The sequence below is a fragment of the Aggregatibacter kilianii genome, assembly GCF_003129965.1.
Taxonomy (GTDB): domain Bacteria; phylum Pseudomonadota; class Gammaproteobacteria; order Enterobacterales; family Pasteurellaceae; genus Aggregatibacter; species Aggregatibacter kilianii_A.
On sequence record NZ_NRCJ01000002.1, the window covers coordinates 127,698 to 143,668 of the forward strand.

Annotated in this window: 16 protein-coding genes and 1 other RNA gene; 6 read left to right on the top strand and 11 right to left on the bottom strand. The window is 46.5% G+C overall.

Annotated features, from left to right (window positions below; all coding sequences use genetic code 11):
- Position 1 precedes the first annotated feature (1 nt).
- The 11 genes from hybO to DK430_RS02045 all read right to left on the bottom strand — a co-directional run bounded on the left by hybO (position 2) and on the right by DK430_RS02045 (position 9,829).
- Positions 2-1,150, bottom strand: coding sequence for a hydrogenase 2 small subunit (gene hybO / locus DK430_RS01995; RefSeq protein WP_109077451.1), 1,149 nt, complete (start codon positions 1,148-1,150; stop codon positions 2-4).
- A 359-nt stretch (positions 1,151-1,509) separates the two neighbouring features.
- Positions 1,510-2,940: a bifunctional indole-3-glycerol-phosphate synthase TrpC/phosphoribosylanthranilate isomerase TrpF gene (gene trpCF / locus DK430_RS02000; RefSeq protein ID WP_109077452.1), complete on the bottom strand. Its 1,431-nt coding sequence runs from the start codon at positions 2,938-2,940 to the stop codon at positions 1,510-1,512.
- A gap of 8 nt (positions 2,941-2,948) precedes the next feature.
- Positions 2,949-3,221 (bottom strand): HigA family addiction module antitoxin, encoded by a 273-nt coding sequence (locus tag DK430_RS02005; protein ID WP_109077555.1) that lies wholly within the window; start codon positions 3,219-3,221, stop codon positions 2,949-2,951.
- A gap of 15 nt (positions 3,222-3,236) precedes the next feature.
- A complete protein-coding gene (locus DK430_RS02010) occupies positions 3,237-3,515 on the bottom strand; it encodes a type II toxin-antitoxin system RelE/ParE family toxin (protein ID WP_109077453.1) in 279 nt (92 codons plus the stop codon).
- Positions 3,516-3,611: 96 nt separating this feature from the next.
- Complete coding sequence (gene trpD, locus DK430_RS02015; protein ID WP_109077454.1) at positions 3,612-4,613, bottom strand: anthranilate phosphoribosyltransferase; 1,002 nt, start codon at positions 4,611-4,613, stop codon at positions 3,612-3,614.
- An 11-nt stretch (positions 4,614-4,624) separates the two neighbouring features.
- Positions 4,625-5,017 carry a tautomerase family protein gene (locus DK430_RS02020; protein ID WP_005543439.1) on the bottom strand — a complete coding sequence of 131 codons (393 nt, stop codon included), beginning with the start codon at positions 5,015-5,017 and terminating at the stop codon, positions 4,625-4,627.
- A gap of 56 nt (positions 5,018-5,073) precedes the next feature.
- Positions 5,074-5,658, bottom strand: coding sequence for an aminodeoxychorismate/anthranilate synthase component II (locus tag DK430_RS02025; protein ID WP_109077455.1), 585 nt, complete (start codon positions 5,656-5,658; stop codon positions 5,074-5,076).
- A gap of 10 nt (positions 5,659-5,668) precedes the next feature.
- Positions 5,669-7,216, bottom strand: a complete 1,548-nt coding sequence (trpE, locus tag DK430_RS02030; protein WP_109077456.1) for an anthranilate synthase component I — start codon at positions 7,214-7,216, stop codon at positions 5,669-5,671.
- Positions 7,217-7,476: 260 nt separating this feature from the next.
- Positions 7,477-8,031 (bottom strand): KdsC family phosphatase, encoded by a 555-nt coding sequence (locus DK430_RS02035; protein ID WP_109077457.1) that lies wholly within the window; start codon positions 8,029-8,031, stop codon positions 7,477-7,479.
- Positions 8,031-8,966: a KpsF/GutQ family sugar isomerase gene (locus DK430_RS02040; RefSeq protein ID WP_109077458.1), complete on the bottom strand. Its 936-nt coding sequence runs from the start codon at positions 8,964-8,966 to the stop codon at positions 8,031-8,033. Before DK430_RS02040 ends, DK430_RS02035 begins: the two co-directional genes overlap by 1 nt.
- An 80-nt stretch (positions 8,967-9,046) precedes the next feature.
- Positions 9,047-9,829, bottom strand: coding sequence for a hypothetical protein (locus tag DK430_RS02045; RefSeq protein ID WP_109077459.1), 783 nt, complete (start codon positions 9,827-9,829; stop codon positions 9,047-9,049).
- Positions 9,830-10,019: 190 nt separating this feature from the next.
- On the opposite strand from DK430_RS02045, the gene rnpB reads away from it, so the two are divergent.
- From rnpB to DK430_RS02075, 6 genes are all read left to right on the top strand, one after another.
- Positions 10,020-10,408: RNase P RNA component class A (rnpB, locus tag DK430_RS02050), an RNA gene on the top strand.
- Between the two features lie 167 nt (positions 10,409-10,575).
- Complete coding sequence (gene htpX / locus DK430_RS02055) at positions 10,576-11,451, top strand: protease HtpX (RefSeq protein ID WP_109077460.1); 876 nt, start codon at positions 10,576-10,578, stop codon at positions 11,449-11,451.
- Positions 11,452-11,705: 254 nt separating this feature from the next.
- Positions 11,706-12,695 (top strand): phenylalanine--tRNA ligase subunit alpha, encoded by a 990-nt coding sequence (gene pheS, locus DK430_RS02060; RefSeq protein WP_109077461.1) that lies wholly within the window; start codon positions 11,706-11,708, stop codon positions 12,693-12,695.
- Between the two features lie 19 nt (positions 12,696-12,714).
- Entirely contained in the window at positions 12,715-15,105 is a 2,391-nt protein-coding gene (gene pheT / locus DK430_RS02065; RefSeq protein WP_109077462.1) for a phenylalanine--tRNA ligase subunit beta, read from the top strand.
- A gap of 3 nt (positions 15,106-15,108) precedes the next feature.
- A complete protein-coding gene (locus tag DK430_RS02070) occupies positions 15,109-15,405 on the top strand; it encodes an integration host factor subunit alpha (protein WP_005543400.1) in 297 nt (98 codons plus the stop codon).
- Positions 15,406-15,457: 52 nt separating this feature from the next.
- Complete coding sequence (locus DK430_RS02075) at positions 15,458-15,946, top strand: NlpC/P60 family protein (protein ID WP_109077463.1); 489 nt, start codon at positions 15,458-15,460, stop codon at positions 15,944-15,946.
- Positions 15,947-15,971 lie beyond the last annotated feature (25 nt).

A 15,971-nucleotide genomic window follows, 5' to 3' on the forward strand; every position in this document is an offset into this window, starting at 1 on the left:
CTTATTTACCTGTATGTTGTTCGTTTTCCGCCGCTTTAGCTTCGGCGCGGGCTTTGTGTTGAACGCTTAATTCACGCAAGGTCACCACCGCGACGCCCGCCAAAATTGCCGCCGCACCGCCCAATAAGCCGATGGCGGTCATGGTGGCGCCGGTGCCTTCCGTGTTATTCACATCGGGTTTTTCCACGCGTGGCGTCGGGTTTTCTACATTGGCTAATTGGAAGATGCCTTTGGTGAAACCGATGCCTTTTTCGTTACAACCGTAGCAAGGATGCCCGATCCCCACCGGCCAGTTATTGCCGCCCACATCGCAAAATTCGAGGGTAGAGCAGTTGCCGTAGGTTTCCGGCCCTTTGCAGCCCAGATGATATAAACACCAGCCGTGGCGATGGCCGTAATCGCCGTATTCTTTGGCGAAACGTCCGGCATCAAAGTGCGGTCGGCGATAGCAGTTTTCGTGAATTAGGCGATCGTAAGCAAACAACGGACGATTGAGATGATCCATTGCCGGCAGTTTTTTGTAGGTAATGATGTATGCCACGGTGGCGAGGAAATTGTGCGGATTAGGCGGACAGCCGGGAATGTTGATAATCGGTGTGCCTTTCGGTAACACTTCCGCCAAACTGCTGGCGCCTGTCGGATTGCCGCCGCTGGACGGCACACCGCCCCAGGCAGCGCAGGAACCGATGGCAATGATGGCGGCAGCATCTTTGGCGGCATCGCGAATATGTTCCACAATAGGTTTGCCTGCAACCATGCAATACACGCCGCCGTCTTTCACCGGAATGGAACCGTCAACTACCAAAACATATTTGCCTTTGTATTTATGCAACGCGTTATGTTTATTTTCTTCCGCTTGCTCGCCAAAGGCGGCGGAAAGGACCTCATGGTATTCCAGCGAAATTAAATCCAGCACCAGATTTTCCACTGTCGGGTGGGTGGCGCGTAATAAAGATTCGGTACAACCGGTACATTCTTGCGCGCCAATCCAAATCACCGGCGGGCGTGCCGGCGCGGTTAACGCTGCCGTCATTTCCGCGCCGGCTTTATTGCTCAACCCCATTGTTGCCGCCAGTGCGGTACATAATTTCATAAAATCCCGACGGGAAACATCCGCCAACGCGGAAAATAAACCATCACTTCGTTGCATATCATCACTCCAAATTCACACGTTTTATATGGTTATTGTGAATATGATATGCCTGAGACAATGAAATTTATTTGATCGTTATCAAAAATGACCGCACTTTTTGTAAGAGGATACGATGTAACTTATTGTTTTTGTTGTTTAATTGAGATTTATTCTCATTTGTTAATAGATTGTAACTAGAAATGGGTATGGGATTTCATTTGGAGTGAAAATATGCATAGAGACAGTTAATAAAAAATAAAGGCACTTTGATAGCGCACATCTCCCGACACATGCTTGCAATAAAAAATGGATTTTTCAAGATAAAAAAGGCACGCGTCAGGAGACGCGCGCCATCATTTATTCGTTGAAATATAGCGCTATAAAATCTTCGCAAAAACCGACCGCACTTTTTCCGCTTCTTTAATGCCCGGTGCGCTTTCTACGCCGGAATTTAAATCCACACCTGCGCAATGTTGCGCTAATGCCGATTCGATGTTGTCGGAATTAATGCCGCCGGCGAGGAGGATTTTGTGCTTCAAATGCGGCGGAATCAGCGACCAATCGAAAGTGGCGCCGGTGCCGCCTTGTTGGTTGCCGGATTTGCTGTCGAACACGAAACGATCAATCTCGGAAACGTCGTCAAAAACCACCGCACTTTTATGGGTGACATCCACAGAAACGGCTTTCCAAATGCGCGTGGTTTCAGGCAATCGTGCGCGAAGTGCGGTGATAAATGCCAATGTTTCGTCGCCGTGCAGTTGAACGGCATAAAGTTGTAACTGCTGCGCGATTTTCACAATAAAGTCCATGTCCTGATTCTGGAATACACCCACAAAACGCAACAGCGCGGCGGTGACAAGCTCTTGCGCCTGACGCAAACTCACGCAACGTTTGGAGTTTTCCACGAAAATCAGCCCGCCGTATAATGCACCGTTTTCGTACACGGTTTTCACGTCTTGCGCACGGGTTAAGCCGCATACTTTGTTTTCGCCGAAAATCACTTCTCGTACGGCGTTATTTAAATCGGGGCTGCCCATTAAACTGCTGCCGATTAAGAAACCGTGAGCGATTTGTTGCAATTCGCGCACTTGTTGATGGTTATAGATACCTGATTCGCTGATAATGCGCACATCGGCAGGGATGCGGTCGGCATATTTGGCGGTTAATGCCACCACGCGGTTTAAATCGACGCTTAAATCATGCAAATCGCGATTGTTTACGCCGATAATTTTTGCGCCTAACGCCAAGGCGCGTTCAAATTCTTCTTCGTTGCCGGTTTCCGTCAACACGCCCATGCCGAGGGAATGCGCCAAATCTGCCAAGATGCGATAAGTGTCGTCGTTCACCACGGAAAGCATGAGTAAAATAGCGTCCGCTTGGTGGTAACGCGCCAAATACACCTGATATTCGCTGATCATGAAGTCCTTGCATAACACCGGTTGTGTGACAACGTCGCGCACCTGTTTGATATAGGCGAAATCCCCTTGGAAGTATTTTTCATCGGTGAGCACGGAAATCACGCTCGCGTAATTTTTATACACCAGCGCAATTTCCATCGGCTTAAATTCGCTGCGAATTAATCCTTTGGAAGGGGAGGCTTTTTTACATTCCAAAATGTACGCCGGTTTTTGGTGTGTGCCTTTTGCCAATGCGTCATAAAAAGAGCGGTCGGATTTTTCGATGTTTTTTTGAAATTCGCTTAACGGAAATGCCGCCGCTTTGGCTTTCACCCAGTCAGCTTTGTCGAGCACGATTTTTTGTAGCACCGTGGCAGCCTCAAGGGGTTTGGAGAAGTCTTGTGTGATCATGTTATTCGTTAATTAAATAAAGGTTGTACATTGAAGACGGCGTGTTGCTGTTCGATTTGCCATAGATCATAATCCGCTTGCATACCCAGCCATAATTTAGGTGTTGTATTATTTAATAATTCGCTTAACCGCACTGCCATTTCGGGTGTAATACTAGCCTTTCCGTTCAAGATCCGAGAAAGCGTGACGCGTGAAACACCTAATTTTTTAGCGACATCCGTTACGCTAATACCATCAATATATTCTTTTAAAAGTTCTCCCGGATGAGGTGGGTTATACATTCTCATTTTTGCTCCTTAATGGTAATCCTGATAATCCACAACTTCAGCATGACCATTTTCAAATTTAAACGTTAAACGCCAATTTCCATTTACACTCACAGACCAGTGATCTTCCAAATCACCTTTGAGTTTATGCAAATTCCAACTGGGAACACTCATCGCAAGCGGCGTTTCCGCATTGTTTAAAGTTGCAAGTTGAAGACTTAATTTCTTGGCGTGTTTAGCTTGAATACCTACAGTTGAACCGGTTTTGAAAAAAAGTTCAAGACCTTTATGTTTGAAAGATAAAATCATTAGTTATGCCTATTTGTATCGGGAGACTATACAATTCAGAACGCTGACTGTAAAGTGATTCTTTACAATTAATAAAAAGAAAAGTCCCTTCTGTAATCAATACTCCGTCAATTTCTGCAATGTTTCAAGCGGCTTACCCTGTGCAATGACATCCAATACCTGCTGCGCATTATGTTTAATGTCTTCTTGTCCGAACAATTTCAATAAGAGGGCGGTGTTCATGGCGACGGCTTGGTTGTGTTCTGCTTTTCCTTTGCCTTGTAAAAGTGCGGTGATCATTTGCGCATTTTCTTTCGGTTCGCCGCCGCGCAGGCTTTCCAGCGGTTTGATTGGGAAACCGAAATCTTCAGGCGTTAAGGTATAACGTTCGATCTTGCCGTTGCGCACTTCCGCCACTTCCGTCGTACCATGGATCGCCACTTCGTCTAAGCCGCTACCGTGCACAATAATGGTGTGTTCATGACCTAATTGGGCGACGGTTTGTGCGTAAACCTCAATGAGGTTCGGCGAATAAACACCGAGCAACTGACGTTTTGGGCGCGCTGGGTTAATGAGCGGGCCTAAAATATTAAACAGCGTACGGGTTTTTAAAGCTTGGCGCACGGGCACGACATATTTGAAGCCCGGGTGATATTGTTGTGCGAACAGGAAGCAGATGCCGATGTCGTCTAACGCGCGGCGGGCTTGTTCTGCGCTCATAGAAATATTCACACCAAGTGCGGTTAATAAATCGCTCGAACCGGTTTTACTGGAAACGCTGCGGTTGCCGTGTTTTGCCACTTTGGCACCGCAACTTGCCGCTACAATTGCGGAGGCAGTGGAAATATTGATGGTATTGGCGCCGTCCCCGCCCGTGCCCACGATGTCGGCGAACGGGTAGTCCGGCGTCGGAAATGGTTTGGCGTTTTTCACGGCGGCTAAGACGGCGCCGTTGATGTCGTCAATGGTTTCGCCGCGCACTTTTAAGGCGATTAACATGGCGGCGATTTGCTCGTTGCTTAATTCGCCCAGCATAATGGCGTTAAATAAGGTTTCGCTTTCGGCGGCGGTTAAAGTTTGTGCGCTATAAAGTTTTTCTAACAGAGCTTGGTTTTCCATCATCGTTGTCCTTATTTATTAATGTCGTAATCCAAATCGCGCGCTTCATCGCCGGTCATGCCACGGAAGCCCCAGCAATGCGCCGGTTGTTCTTTAATGGTAATTTCCACATCAAACGGGCTGATGCCTAATTTGTATTCAAATTCGCTGAACAGCATTTTGATCAGGCGTTTTTTGGTTTGTTCCAAACGCCCTTGCATTAAATTGATTTCAATCACCATGTAATTATCACTGCGGTTTGCGGTGTGCGGGTAATAAAAATCGTCATCTTCCAAGCAAATAAAGCGTAACGCGTGCTTTCCTTTGGCAACGTCCAAACCGAGTTCCAGACAGTTATAGATAACCTCCGCCACGGCAGATTTGCGCGGGGAAAGGGTACGTTTTAAACCATATACTGTGATCATATTTTGTCCTTTTCTATTTAAAATCCCCCTCTTTGCTAAAGAGGGGAATCGCTTCATTATTTTCGCTCCAACAACCATTCCACCGATTGCGCCAATAATTGAGCCCCTTGCACCGTCAAAATGGATTCGGGGTGGAATTGGAAGCTACAAATCGGTAAAGTGCGGTGGCGAATTGCCATGTTTATGCCGTTGTAGCCGGCGTTCGGGATCAGCTCGTCGGGCAGATTAATACCCATCAAGGAATGGTAGCGAGCCACCGGCATCGGGTTGCTTAAGCCGTTGAACATGGCTTGGTTATCGTGTTCAATGCGGGAGACTTTGCCGTGCAGAATTTCACCGGCGTGAACCACTTTGCCGCCGAAGGCTTCGATTAAGGCTTGATGCCCTAAACAAATGCCTAACATGGGCACTTTGCCGATTAAGCGCTTGATTAACGGAATCATGTTGCCCGCTTCCTCAGGCGTGCCCGGCCCCGGAGAGAGGGCAAGAATGGTGTCGGGTTGTGCCAGAGCGGTTTTTTCTAACACGTCCAAATCGCAATCGTTGCGGTAAATATGCACCTGATGTCCCAAACCGCGAAATTGATCCACTAAATTGTAAGTAAAGGAATCGAAGTTATCTAAAAATAAAATGGTTGCCATGCTTGAACTCCTATTGATTCGCTTTATGGTTGGTTTGCACGATGGCGTTAATTACCGCGCGGGCTTTGTGGCGGGTTTCGTCCGCTTCCATTTGCGGATCGGAATCCAGCACCGTGCCGCAGCCCGCCTGCACATGAGCGATACCGTTTTGCACGAAAGCGGAACGAATCACGATACAGGTATCAAAATTGCCGTCGGATTGCAAATACCCCACCGCACCGCCGTAACTGTGGCGTTTTTGTTGTTCAAATTGATAAATTAACTGCATGGCTTTGATTTTCGGCGCACCGGTCAGCGTACCCATGTTCATACAGGCTTGGTAGGTGTGTAAGGCGTCCAACTCAGGGCGCAGTTTGCCTACCACGCGGGAAACCAGGTGCATAATGTGCGAATAGCGATCCACCTGCATTAAATCTTTTACATGGCGGGTTTTGCTTTCGCATACGCGGGCAATGTCGTTACGCGCCAAATCCACCAACATCAGATGTTCCGCCTGTTCTTTATGATCCAAACGCAATTCCAGTTCTAAGCGGGAATCCAATTCCGGATCAATATTGCCGTGGGCATCAAAACCGCGCGGACGGGAACCGGCGATAGGATAGATTTCCAGTTGACGGGTGGCTTGCGAATATTTCAGCGCACTTTCCGGCGACGCACCGAACAGGGTGAAATCCTCGTCCTGAATGAAGAACATATACGGGCTCGGATTGTTTTGTTTGAGCTGACGATAAGTTGCCAAAGTATTTGGGCATTCCAGTGAAAAACGGCGGGACGGCACGATCTGGAACACGTCGCCGCAATAAATATGCTGTTTCAGGCGTTCGATAATTTTCTTAAATTTATCGTCATCCAAGTTGATGGAAACCTCGGTAGACGCCGGTTTGAGATTTAAGTGCGGTCGAATTTCGAGGAGTTTTTTCGCAATGTCTTGTGCGTTTTGTTGCAAGCTCGCTAATGAATTTTGCGCGAAGCAGAAAGTTTGCAATTCCGCCTGTTGCAATTGATGGTCGATCACCAGTAACTGTTCCGCTAAATAAAAACAGTAATCCGGGCAGTTGATGCCGTCGTCCTGCAATTTGATGTTTCCCATCGGGATGAAATTCGCCACCAAATCATAGGCGAACAAACCGCCTAAGAACACCGGCAACGGGCTTGCTTGATAAAGTTCGGTGAAGCAACGTAATCCGTCGAAAATGCCCGCCGCCAATAATTTGCTGTCTTCGTCTGCATTGCTGTCGGCAGGTTTGAATTCCACTTGCAATTCATGATTGATTTTGGATACCACGTTCACATGCGCCGAGAGTTTTTGCTCGATGAAAGGCAATACTGCTGCGCCGTTGTCGGTTAAGGCGTAAAAGGTCACGCGTTGCCCCAAGCAGGAAATTTTCATGGCGGCGCTGACGAGTAATAAACTTTTCAGGCTGTTTTTGCTGGCAATTTCGGCGGATTCTAAAAGCAGGGTATTCGGTTTGTTTTCACATAATGTGGCGAAAATCGCGGTCGGATCGCTGTGATAAGACACGTTTTGCGTAAAAGTTTGGATAAAAGCGGAGGACATTCTCATTTCCTTAAAACTGAAATAAATTTTGCACTATTAAACTAGTACAAGAATTGAAAGTCAAGGAGAAATCAATATTTTGTTGAAGAATTGTGGGAATTGTTGAGAGAAGACTAGGGGCGGGTTCCGTGCCCGCCCGTTGTATCAATCAAAAAGTGCGGTCACAAAAAACAACGTTTTTTGAACGTTGGCTATGCCAACGGCTCCGAAGGAGCGAGTAAATCACATAAGTGATTTATGAGTAATTTTTAAAACGTTTTTCATTGCGCCATCTTCTTCACCGTTTTCAAAAATCCCTGCGCGGAGTTATAAATTGCCGCCTTACCTTGGGCGTTGAGAATCATGTCGGACATTTCACGAAAGGCGCCTTTACCGCCGCCTAACCCTAAGGTGTAATCGGCGCAGTCTTTGACGTATTCCGGTGCGTCGGCAACGGCGAAGGACACACCGCAAACGGCGAAGGCGGGGAGGTCAACGCTGTCGTCGCCGATGTAGGCGGTTTGTGCAGGTTCAATGCCCGCCTGAAGGCATAATTCCAAACAGGCGCTTTCTTTTTCCAGTTTACCTAAAAACGCTAATTTAATGCCTAAATCGGCAATGCGTTTGCGTAAAATTGCGGAATCGCGTCCTGATAATACGGCGACCTGAACGCCGGCTTCCATCAACATCCGAATGCCTAAACCGTCGCGCACATGAAAACTTTTGAGGGCTTCGCCGTTGGCGTCGTAATGCAATAAACCGTCCGTTAAAACACCGTCCACGTCGGTGATGACAAACTTCACCTGTTTTAATTTTTCCATTAATTCCGTTGTCATTAGCTTGAGAACTCCACTAAACCCACGACATTTTGTGCGTCATCCACCACAACCAAAGAATGAATTTTATGCGCTTTCATATAATTTTCCGCTTCGGAAAGGTAAGTGTCTTGATGAATGGTTTTCGGGTGGGATGTCATCAATTCCTGTGCGGTTTTATTTAAGGTGTTGGCACCGTTGGCTGTTAAAGCGCGACGAATGTCGCCGTCGGTGATAATGCCGCGTAATTGCTGTTGTTCCATCACCAACGCCACGCCCATTCTGCCTTCGTTCATGATGGTTAAGCAGTCGGTGAAGGTAGTATTTAAAGCTGCAACCGGCAAGCGGGTTTGCATTTGATCTTTCACGCGACACAACAAACGACGACCCAAACTGCCGCCTGGATGAAATTTGGCGAAATCTTCCGGTTGGAAATCGCGGGCGCGCATTAAACACACGGCAAGCGCATCGCCTAACGCCATGGTGACAACTACGGAAGTGGTCGGCGCCAAATTATTCGGGCAAACTTCCCGTTCTACGGTGATGTCCAACACATAATCCGCATGACGCGCCAAGGTAGAATTTTTATTGGAGGTGAGTGCGATGATTTTATTACCGAAGTTTTTCAAGCTTGGAATCAGTTTGTTGACATCGTCCGTTTCGCCGCTGTAAGAAATGAGCATGACCACATCAATGGGTTTCAGCATCCCCAAATCGCCGTGAAAGGCTTCCGTCGGGTGTAAGAAGAAACTTGGCGTGCCGGTGGAGGCAAAGGTGGCGACCATTTTCTTGCCAACCAAGCCTGATTTGCCGATCCCGCCAATGACTAAGCGTCCCTTGCAGTTCAGAATCAAATCCACCACGTCGGCAAACGTGCCGTCCAATCTTTCTTTCAGCTGCCCGAGGGCGTTTTCTTCAACGCTCAGGGTCTCCCGGGCGATTTGTAAATAATCCATTGAAGTTTCCTTGTGTTAGCGCAAAAAGTGCGGTCATTTTCAGGCGTGTTTTTTCATGGCGCTCATTCTAGCCTAACTTTCTACTTAACACTATATTTCTTATACGCCACGTTTTTCACATCTTTGTTCATGCGAATCATGGCGTTGGCGTACAAGCCGAGGGTTAAATTCATGGAATCCATCAAATCGGGGCTGAGGCGTTTGGCAACCCGTTCCAGATTTTTTTGTACGGCGATATTAGGATTGATTTTATCGGCTAAGGTGTAGGAGCGAAATGCGCGGTAAAAATCCAACTGAAATTCGCAGATTTCCCCTTTCAGTTTGAGGGCTTCGCTGATTTTTGAGAGGGCGTGCAGATGGCGTTGATGGCTATAAATATAGCTGTCCAACTCGCATTGATACCAAAGTAGGGCGTCGTAAGATTGGTCGATTTTTTCAAATAATTCGCGTAGCGGCGGGATAATATCGATTGCGCCGGTTTCTACCCAAGCGCGCAGAAAAGCCGTTCTGTCCTTCAATTTCCCTTCCTCGTTAATGGCAAATTCGCCATAAGGGAGCACCACAAAAAGTTGATGATCGCGCCATTTGAATTTTTTTTGACGACCGAATTCCGGTGTGACACAAAACTGCGTTTTCCCGCTTGGCATATCGATAAACATCAGCTTTCCGCTTTCTTGCTGACCTTTGCAGTTGCAAAATTGAATCAATAGTTTACCGTCAAAGTTTTTATACATGTATTCAAAGGCGTTGAAAACGCGATGAAAAATAACCTCATTGCCCCGTTGATACGTCACGTCGGTTTTTTGTCGGTTGTAATGCGTATTCACCGTAAGGGTCGGTGTCATTGTCGTATTCGATTTCATAGTTTGCTTATCAATATTCAATATCAGAGTTCCGCAGTAGGTTATACGCTTTAGCGCGCGGTAATTCAATATTTGCAGGCAAAAAGTGCGGTCATTTTTCACGAAATTTTTTAATGCGAAAAAACATTTAAGAAAACAACCGCACTTTTAACGCTATATTTCGCGCTGAATTTATACTATACTGCGCGTCTGAGTCGGTCAGGCAATCGCCGGTCTATTGAAGCCTCTAACGTCGCGCAAGCGTAAACTGGGGGACAAGTAGGCGGGAGGAAAGTCCGGGCTACGCAGGGCAGAGTGCCGGATAACGTCCGGGGGGCGAGAGCCTACGACAAGTGCAGCAGAGAGCAAACCGCCGATGGCCCGCAAGGGATCAGGTAAGGGTGAAAGGGTGCGGTAAGAGCGCACCGTGCCGCCGGTAACGGTTGGCAGCAGGGTAAACTCCACTCGTAGCAAGACCAAATAGGAATCCAATGAATGGCCCGTTCAGGATTCGGGTAGGTTGCTTGAGCGTATGTGTAAATGTGCGCCTAGATGAATGATTGTCCACGACAGAACCCGGCTTATCGACCGACTCTATTTTCTTTTCAAAAAACATCGCTAAAACCAACCGCACTTTTCAGCGCAATTTCCAAGCAACATCACCGTTCTTTTTTATAAAATTCATCGGCATACTTGATTTTCCCGTTTTTATCGCCATTATAAGCAAGCGTATTTTCGTTATTATTTTATTTAGGGAGTTTTTGTCTATGATGCGCATTTTACTTTTCTTAGCGACCAACATGGCGGTTTTGTTGGTTTTTAATATCATTTTATCCTTAACCGGCATTCAAGCCCGTGATGCGTCAGGCTTAATGATTTTCGCGGCGTTATTCGGTTTCGCCGGTTCCATTATTTCCTTATTCATGTCCAAAACCATGGCGATTCGTGCTGTGGGTGCGGAAGTGATTCAACAACCGCGCAATGAAACGGAACGTTGGTTGATGGATACCGTGTATTCTCAAGCGGAACGTGCCGGTTTGCCGCGCCCTGAAGTGGCGATTTATCATTCTGCCGATGTGAACGCCTTTGCCACCGGCGCGAGTAAAAATAACTCCTTAGTCGCAGTGAGCACCGGGCTGTTAAATAAAATGACCCGTGGCGAAGCGGAAGCCGTATTAGCGCACGAAGTGAGCCACATCAAAAACGGCGATATGGTCACCATGGCGTTATTGCAAGGCGTACTCAATACCTTCGTGATCTTCTTATCCCGTATAATCGCCAACGTCGTCGCCAATTCCCGTAATCAAGGCAGCGAAAGCTCAAGCAATTCCGGCATTTATTTCCTGGTTTCCATGGTGTTGGAAGTGGTATTCGGTTTCTTAGCAAGCATCATCGCCATGTGGTTCTCCCGCCAGCGCGAATTCAGAGCGGATGCCGGTTCGGCAGAGTTGGTGGGCAAACAAAAAATGATTGATGCGTTAAAGCGCTTGCAAAGTTTGCATGAACCGCAGGAATTGGAAGGCTCCGCCTTAGCGGCATTTGCCATTAACGGTAAACGCGGCGGCGGTTTGAAAGAGTTATTTCTAAGCCACCCGCCGTTAGAAAAACGCATTGAAGCGTTACAACAATTACGTCAACTGTAAAATTTGATTCCAATCTATAGAGGCTTTTTTAAGCCTCTATTTTTTTGTCCATAAGAAATGAGCTTAATAGATTCAGCACCAAAACTTCCTTCAATACCAAAAGTGCGGTCATTTTTTACGGTGTTTTTCATCCGCATTCTCTCCACATAACGATTAATTTGCTAGAAACCTGATAAATCGCGTGATTTTCTAAGCAGTTAATATTATCATTGCAGGCATTTTTTCAGATAAATCGAACATGACAGAGGATATTTATGCAGCATCTTAAAGATCTTGTGGATAAAGCAAGAAATGCCATAGACAACATTGAAGATAAAAGCCTTGCGGCGCTTGATGAAATTCGGGTGGAGTATTTTGGTAAAAAAGGGCATTTTACCCAATTAATGCAAGAACTGCGCAATGTAGCGGCGGAAGAGCGTCCGGCGGTGGGCGCAAAAATTAACGAAGCCAAACAAGCGGCATTGGATTTTTTAAACGCGAAAAAAGCGGAGTGGGAACAAGCCTTATTAGATGCCAAATTGGAAAATGAACGCATTGATGTGAGCTTGCCGGGACGTAAAGTGGAAATGGGCGGATTGCACCCGGTTTCCATTACCATTGAACGCGTCACCAAATTTTTCTCCGAGTTGGGTTTTTCCGTAGAATCCGGCCCTGAAATCGAAAGCGATTATTACAATTTCGATGCGTTAAATATCCCCAAACATCACCCGGCACGCGCCGATCACGATACGTTCTGGTTTAATCCCGAATTATTGCTCAGAACCCAAACTTCCGGCGTACAAATTCGTACCATGCAAAAACAACAGCCGCCGATTCGCATTATGGCGCCGGGTCGTGTCTATCGTAACGACTACGACCAAACGCACACGCCGATGTTCCATCAAATCGAATTATTGTATGTGGATAAACATGCCAATTTCACCGAATTAAAAGGCGTGTTACACGATTTCCTGCGGACGTTTTTTGAAGAAGATTTGCAGGTGCGTTTCCGTCCGTCTTATTTTCCGTTTACCGAACCCTCCGCCGAAGTGGATGTGATGGGCAAAAACGGAAAATGGTTGGAAGTGTTGGGATGCGGTATGGTGCATCCGAACGTGTTACGCAATGTCGGTATTGACCCGAACGAATATTCTGGTTTCGCGGTAGGCATGGGCGTAGAGCGTTTAACTATGTTACGCTACAACGTCACGGATTTACGTTCATTCTTCGAGAATGATTTGCGCTTTTTGAAACAGTTTAAATAATTTTGAGTGAGAGATAGGTATGAAATTTAGTGAACAATGGGTACGCGAATGGGTTAATCCGGCAATTTCCACGGAACAACTTTGCGACCAAATTACGATGTTAGGTTTGGAAGTTGACGGTGTGGAAAACGTTGCCGGCGATTTCAGCGGCGTTGTTGTTGGCGAAGTGGTGGAATGCGCGCAACATCCCGATGCGGATAAATTACGTGTCACCAAAGTCAATGTGGGCGGCGAGCGTTTATTGGACATCGTATGCGGCGCACCGAATTGCCGTCAAGGCTTGAAAGTGGCTTGTGCCGTGGAAGGCGCAGTATTACCGGGCGATTTTAAAATCAAGAAAACCAAATTACGCGGACAACCTTCCGAAGGCATGCTTTGCTCATTTAGTGAGTTGGGCATTTCTGACGACCACAACGGCATTATCGAATTACCGCAAGATGCGCCGATTGGTGTGAACTTGCGTGATTATTTGAAATTAGACGACAACGCCGTTGAAATCAGTTTGACGCCGAACCGCGCCGATTGTTTAAGCATTGCCGGCGTGGCGCGCGAATTGGCGGTAGTAAACAAACTCCACGAAAATCCACCGCACTTTGATACGGTTCAACCGACCATCAGTGATAAAGTGCAAATTGAGGTATCGGCGCCTGAAGCCTGTCCGCGTTATTTATTGCGTGTGGTAAAAAATGTGAATGTCAAAGCTCAATCACCGATGTGGATGCAGGAAAAATTACGCCGTTGCGGCATTCGTTCCATTGACCCGATTGTAGATGTGACGAACTACGTGTTACTTGAATTAGGTCAACCGATGCACGCTTTCGATATGGCGAAAGTCGCGCAGCCTGTTCAGGTGCGTATGGCGAAAGAAAATGAAGAATTGGTGTTATTGGACGGCACAACGGCGAAACTGCAGCCGAACACTTTAGTTATTGCCGATCAAAACGGCGCATTGGCAATGGCGGGCATTTTCGGTGGCGAAGCAAGTGGTGTGAATGCAGAAAGCACAAAAGACGTGATTTTAGAAGCCGCATTCTTTGCACCGTTAGCGATTACCGGTCGCGCCCGTCAATATGGTTTGCACACTGATTCCTCCCACCGTTTTGAACGTGGTGTGGATTTTGAATTGCCACGTAAAGCGATGGAAAGAGCAACCGCACTTTTACTCGACATCTGCGGCGGTGAGGCCGGTGAAATCTGTGAAGTGGCTCATGCACAATATTTACCGAAACGCGAGCAAGTAACATTACAACGTCACAAATTAGATGCGTTACTCGGACATCATATTGATACCGAAACCGTCACAGATATCTTACGACGTCTTGGCTTACAGGTTTCTTATGCTAACGACACTTGGACGGCAATTGCGCCATCTTGGCGTTTCGATATTGAAATCGCTGAAGATTTGATTGAAGAAATCGCCCGTATTTACGGCTATAACAGCATTCCGAATAATGCACCGCTGGCGCATTTACGTATGCGCGAACATAAAGAAGCGGATATTGAACTATCTCGCATTAAATCCGCTCTAACCAGTTGTGACTTTTATGAAGCCATTACTTATAGCTTCGTTGATCCTAAAGTACAAAGTCTGTTGCATCCTGAAATTAAACCGATGGTGTTACCGAATCCGATTTCCGTTGAAATGTCTGCAATGCGGGTTTCCTTATTAACCGGGTTATTGGGTGCGGTGATTTATAACCAAAATCGCCAACAAAATCGCGTTCGCTTGTTTGAACACGGGTTACGCTTTATTCCGGATGAAAATGCCGAATTCGGCGTGCGTCAGGAGCAGGTGTTTGCCGCCGTGATGACGGGTTCCAAAGCAAACGAGCAGTGGAGCGAAAAAGCGGTTCCGGCAGATTTTTATGATCTGAAAGGTTACATTGAAAACTTACTTTCGTTAAGTTCTGCTGGAAATCGAGCAAAATTTGTAGCAAAATCATACACAGCATTGCATCCGGGTCAATCTGCGGCAATTATGTTGGACGGTGAAGAAATCGGATTTATCGGTCAGCTTCATCCGACCATCGCGCAAAAAATTGGTCTTACCGGAAAGGCATTTGTATGTGAAATTTCGGTTGCACATATTTCTCATCGAGAAGTCGCCCGTGCGAAAGAAATTTCCCGTTTCCCGGCTAACCGTCGCGATTTAGCGGTTGTGGTTGCGGATAATGTCCCTGCAAATGATGTGTTGGAAGCGTGTCGGGTGGCAGGAGGAGACAAACTCACCCAAATCAATTTATTTGATGTTTACCACGGAACCGGTGTTGCTACAGGCCATAAGAGCTTAGCGATCAGCTTAGTAATTCAAGATAATGAAAAAACCCTTGAAGAAGATGAAATCAACGCGGTAATTTCAACGGTATTATCTGAGTTAAAACAACGTTTTAATGCTTACTTGAGAGATTAAACTATGACATTAACTAAAGTAGAACTCGCCGAAAATCTTATTGAGAAATTCCATCTCAGTAAACGTGAAGCAAAGGATTTGGTCGAAAGCTTTTTTGAAGAAATCCGTGTTGCTTTGGAAACAGGAAATGACGTGAAATTATCCGGTTTTGGTAATTTTGAATTACGCGATAAAGCGTCCCGTCCGGGCAGAAATCCGAAAACCGGCGAAAGCGTACCGGTTTCCGCCCGTCGCGTGGTGGTGTTCAAGCCGGGACAAAAATTACGCAATCGGGTTGAAAAGGTTAAACCGAAAGCGTAACTCAATTAGCTACCGCAGTGTTTTGTCGGTAGCTTTTTATTATGGATGATTTATGCGTATTTCTTTGAAATCTTTAGTGATCTGTGTTGGCGTTTTCACATTGGCAGCCTGTTCCGGCGGAACTTATAAATCCTCGCGGATTAATTATAAAGGTCAAATTAACGATCCCATTATGGCGATTGCGTTATTAAGCGAGCAGCAATATGAATGGGCTGGCACGCCTTATCGTATCGGCGGACAAAGCCGTAGCGGGGTGGATTGTTCGGGCTTCGTGCAAACCACGTTCTTTGATCGTTTCGGCATTAAATTGCCGCGTCAAACCAAAGATCAGGCAAATTACGGTCAATATATCGAAAAAGGCGATATTCAAACCGGTGATTTGGTGTTCTTTAAAACCGGTCGCGGTCCACACGGTTATCATGTGGGGATTTATGTGAAAGAAGATAAATTCCTGCACGCGTCAACCAAAGGCGGTGTGATTTATTCTTCCTTGAATAGCGACTATTGGCGCAAAGTCTATTGGCAGGCGAGACGAATCTAGTCCTGTATAAATTCTCTATCAAAAA

Coding starts and splice junctions, on each gene's coding strand:
- DK430_RS02025 (WP_109077455.1), bottom strand. CDS start 5,658: ATGGCAACCATTTTATTTTTAGATAACTTCGATTCCTTTACTTACAAT.
- hybO (WP_109077451.1), bottom strand. CDS start 1,150: ATGCAACGAAGTGATGGTTTATTTTCCGCGTTGGCGGATGTTTCCCGT.
- trpD (WP_109077454.1), bottom strand. CDS start 4,613: ATGGAAAACCAAGCTCTGTTAGAAAAACTTTATAGCGCACAAACTTTA.
- DK430_RS02005 (WP_109077555.1), bottom strand. CDS start 3,221: ATGTATAACCCACCTCATCCGGGAGAACTTTTAAAAGAATATATTGAT.
- DK430_RS02040 (WP_109077458.1), bottom strand. CDS start 8,966: ATGGATTATTTACAAATCGCCCGGGAGACCCTGAGCGTTGAAGAAAAC.
- DK430_RS02070 (WP_005543400.1), top strand. CDS start 15,109: ATGACATTAACTAAAGTAGAACTCGCCGAAAATCTTATTGAGAAATTC.
- pheT (WP_109077462.1), top strand. CDS start 12,715: ATGAAATTTAGTGAACAATGGGTACGCGAATGGGTTAATCCGGCAATT.
- pheS (WP_109077461.1), top strand. CDS start 11,706: ATGCAGCATCTTAAAGATCTTGTGGATAAAGCAAGAAATGCCATAGAC.
- trpCF (WP_109077452.1), bottom strand. CDS start 2,940: ATGATCACACAAGACTTCTCCAAACCCCTTGAGGCTGCCACGGTGCTA.
- DK430_RS02045 (WP_109077459.1), bottom strand. CDS start 9,829: ATGAAATCGAATACGACAATGACACCGACCCTTACGGTGAATACGCAT.
- DK430_RS02010 (WP_109077453.1), bottom strand. CDS start 3,515: ATGATTTTATCTTTCAAACATAAAGGTCTTGAACTTTTTTTCAAAACC.
- DK430_RS02075 (WP_109077463.1), top strand. CDS start 15,458: ATGCGTATTTCTTTGAAATCTTTAGTGATCTGTGTTGGCGTTTTCACA.
- DK430_RS02035 (WP_109077457.1), bottom strand. CDS start 8,031: ATGACAACGGAATTAATGGAAAAATTAAAACAGGTGAAGTTTGTCATC.
- trpE (WP_109077456.1), bottom strand. CDS start 7,216: ATGTCCTCCGCTTTTATCCAAACTTTTACGCAAAACGTGTCTTATCAC.
- htpX (WP_109077460.1), top strand. CDS start 10,576: ATGATGCGCATTTTACTTTTCTTAGCGACCAACATGGCGGTTTTGTTG.
- DK430_RS02020 (WP_005543439.1), bottom strand. CDS start 5,017: ATGATCACAGTATATGGTTTAAAACGTACCCTTTCCCCGCGCAAATCT.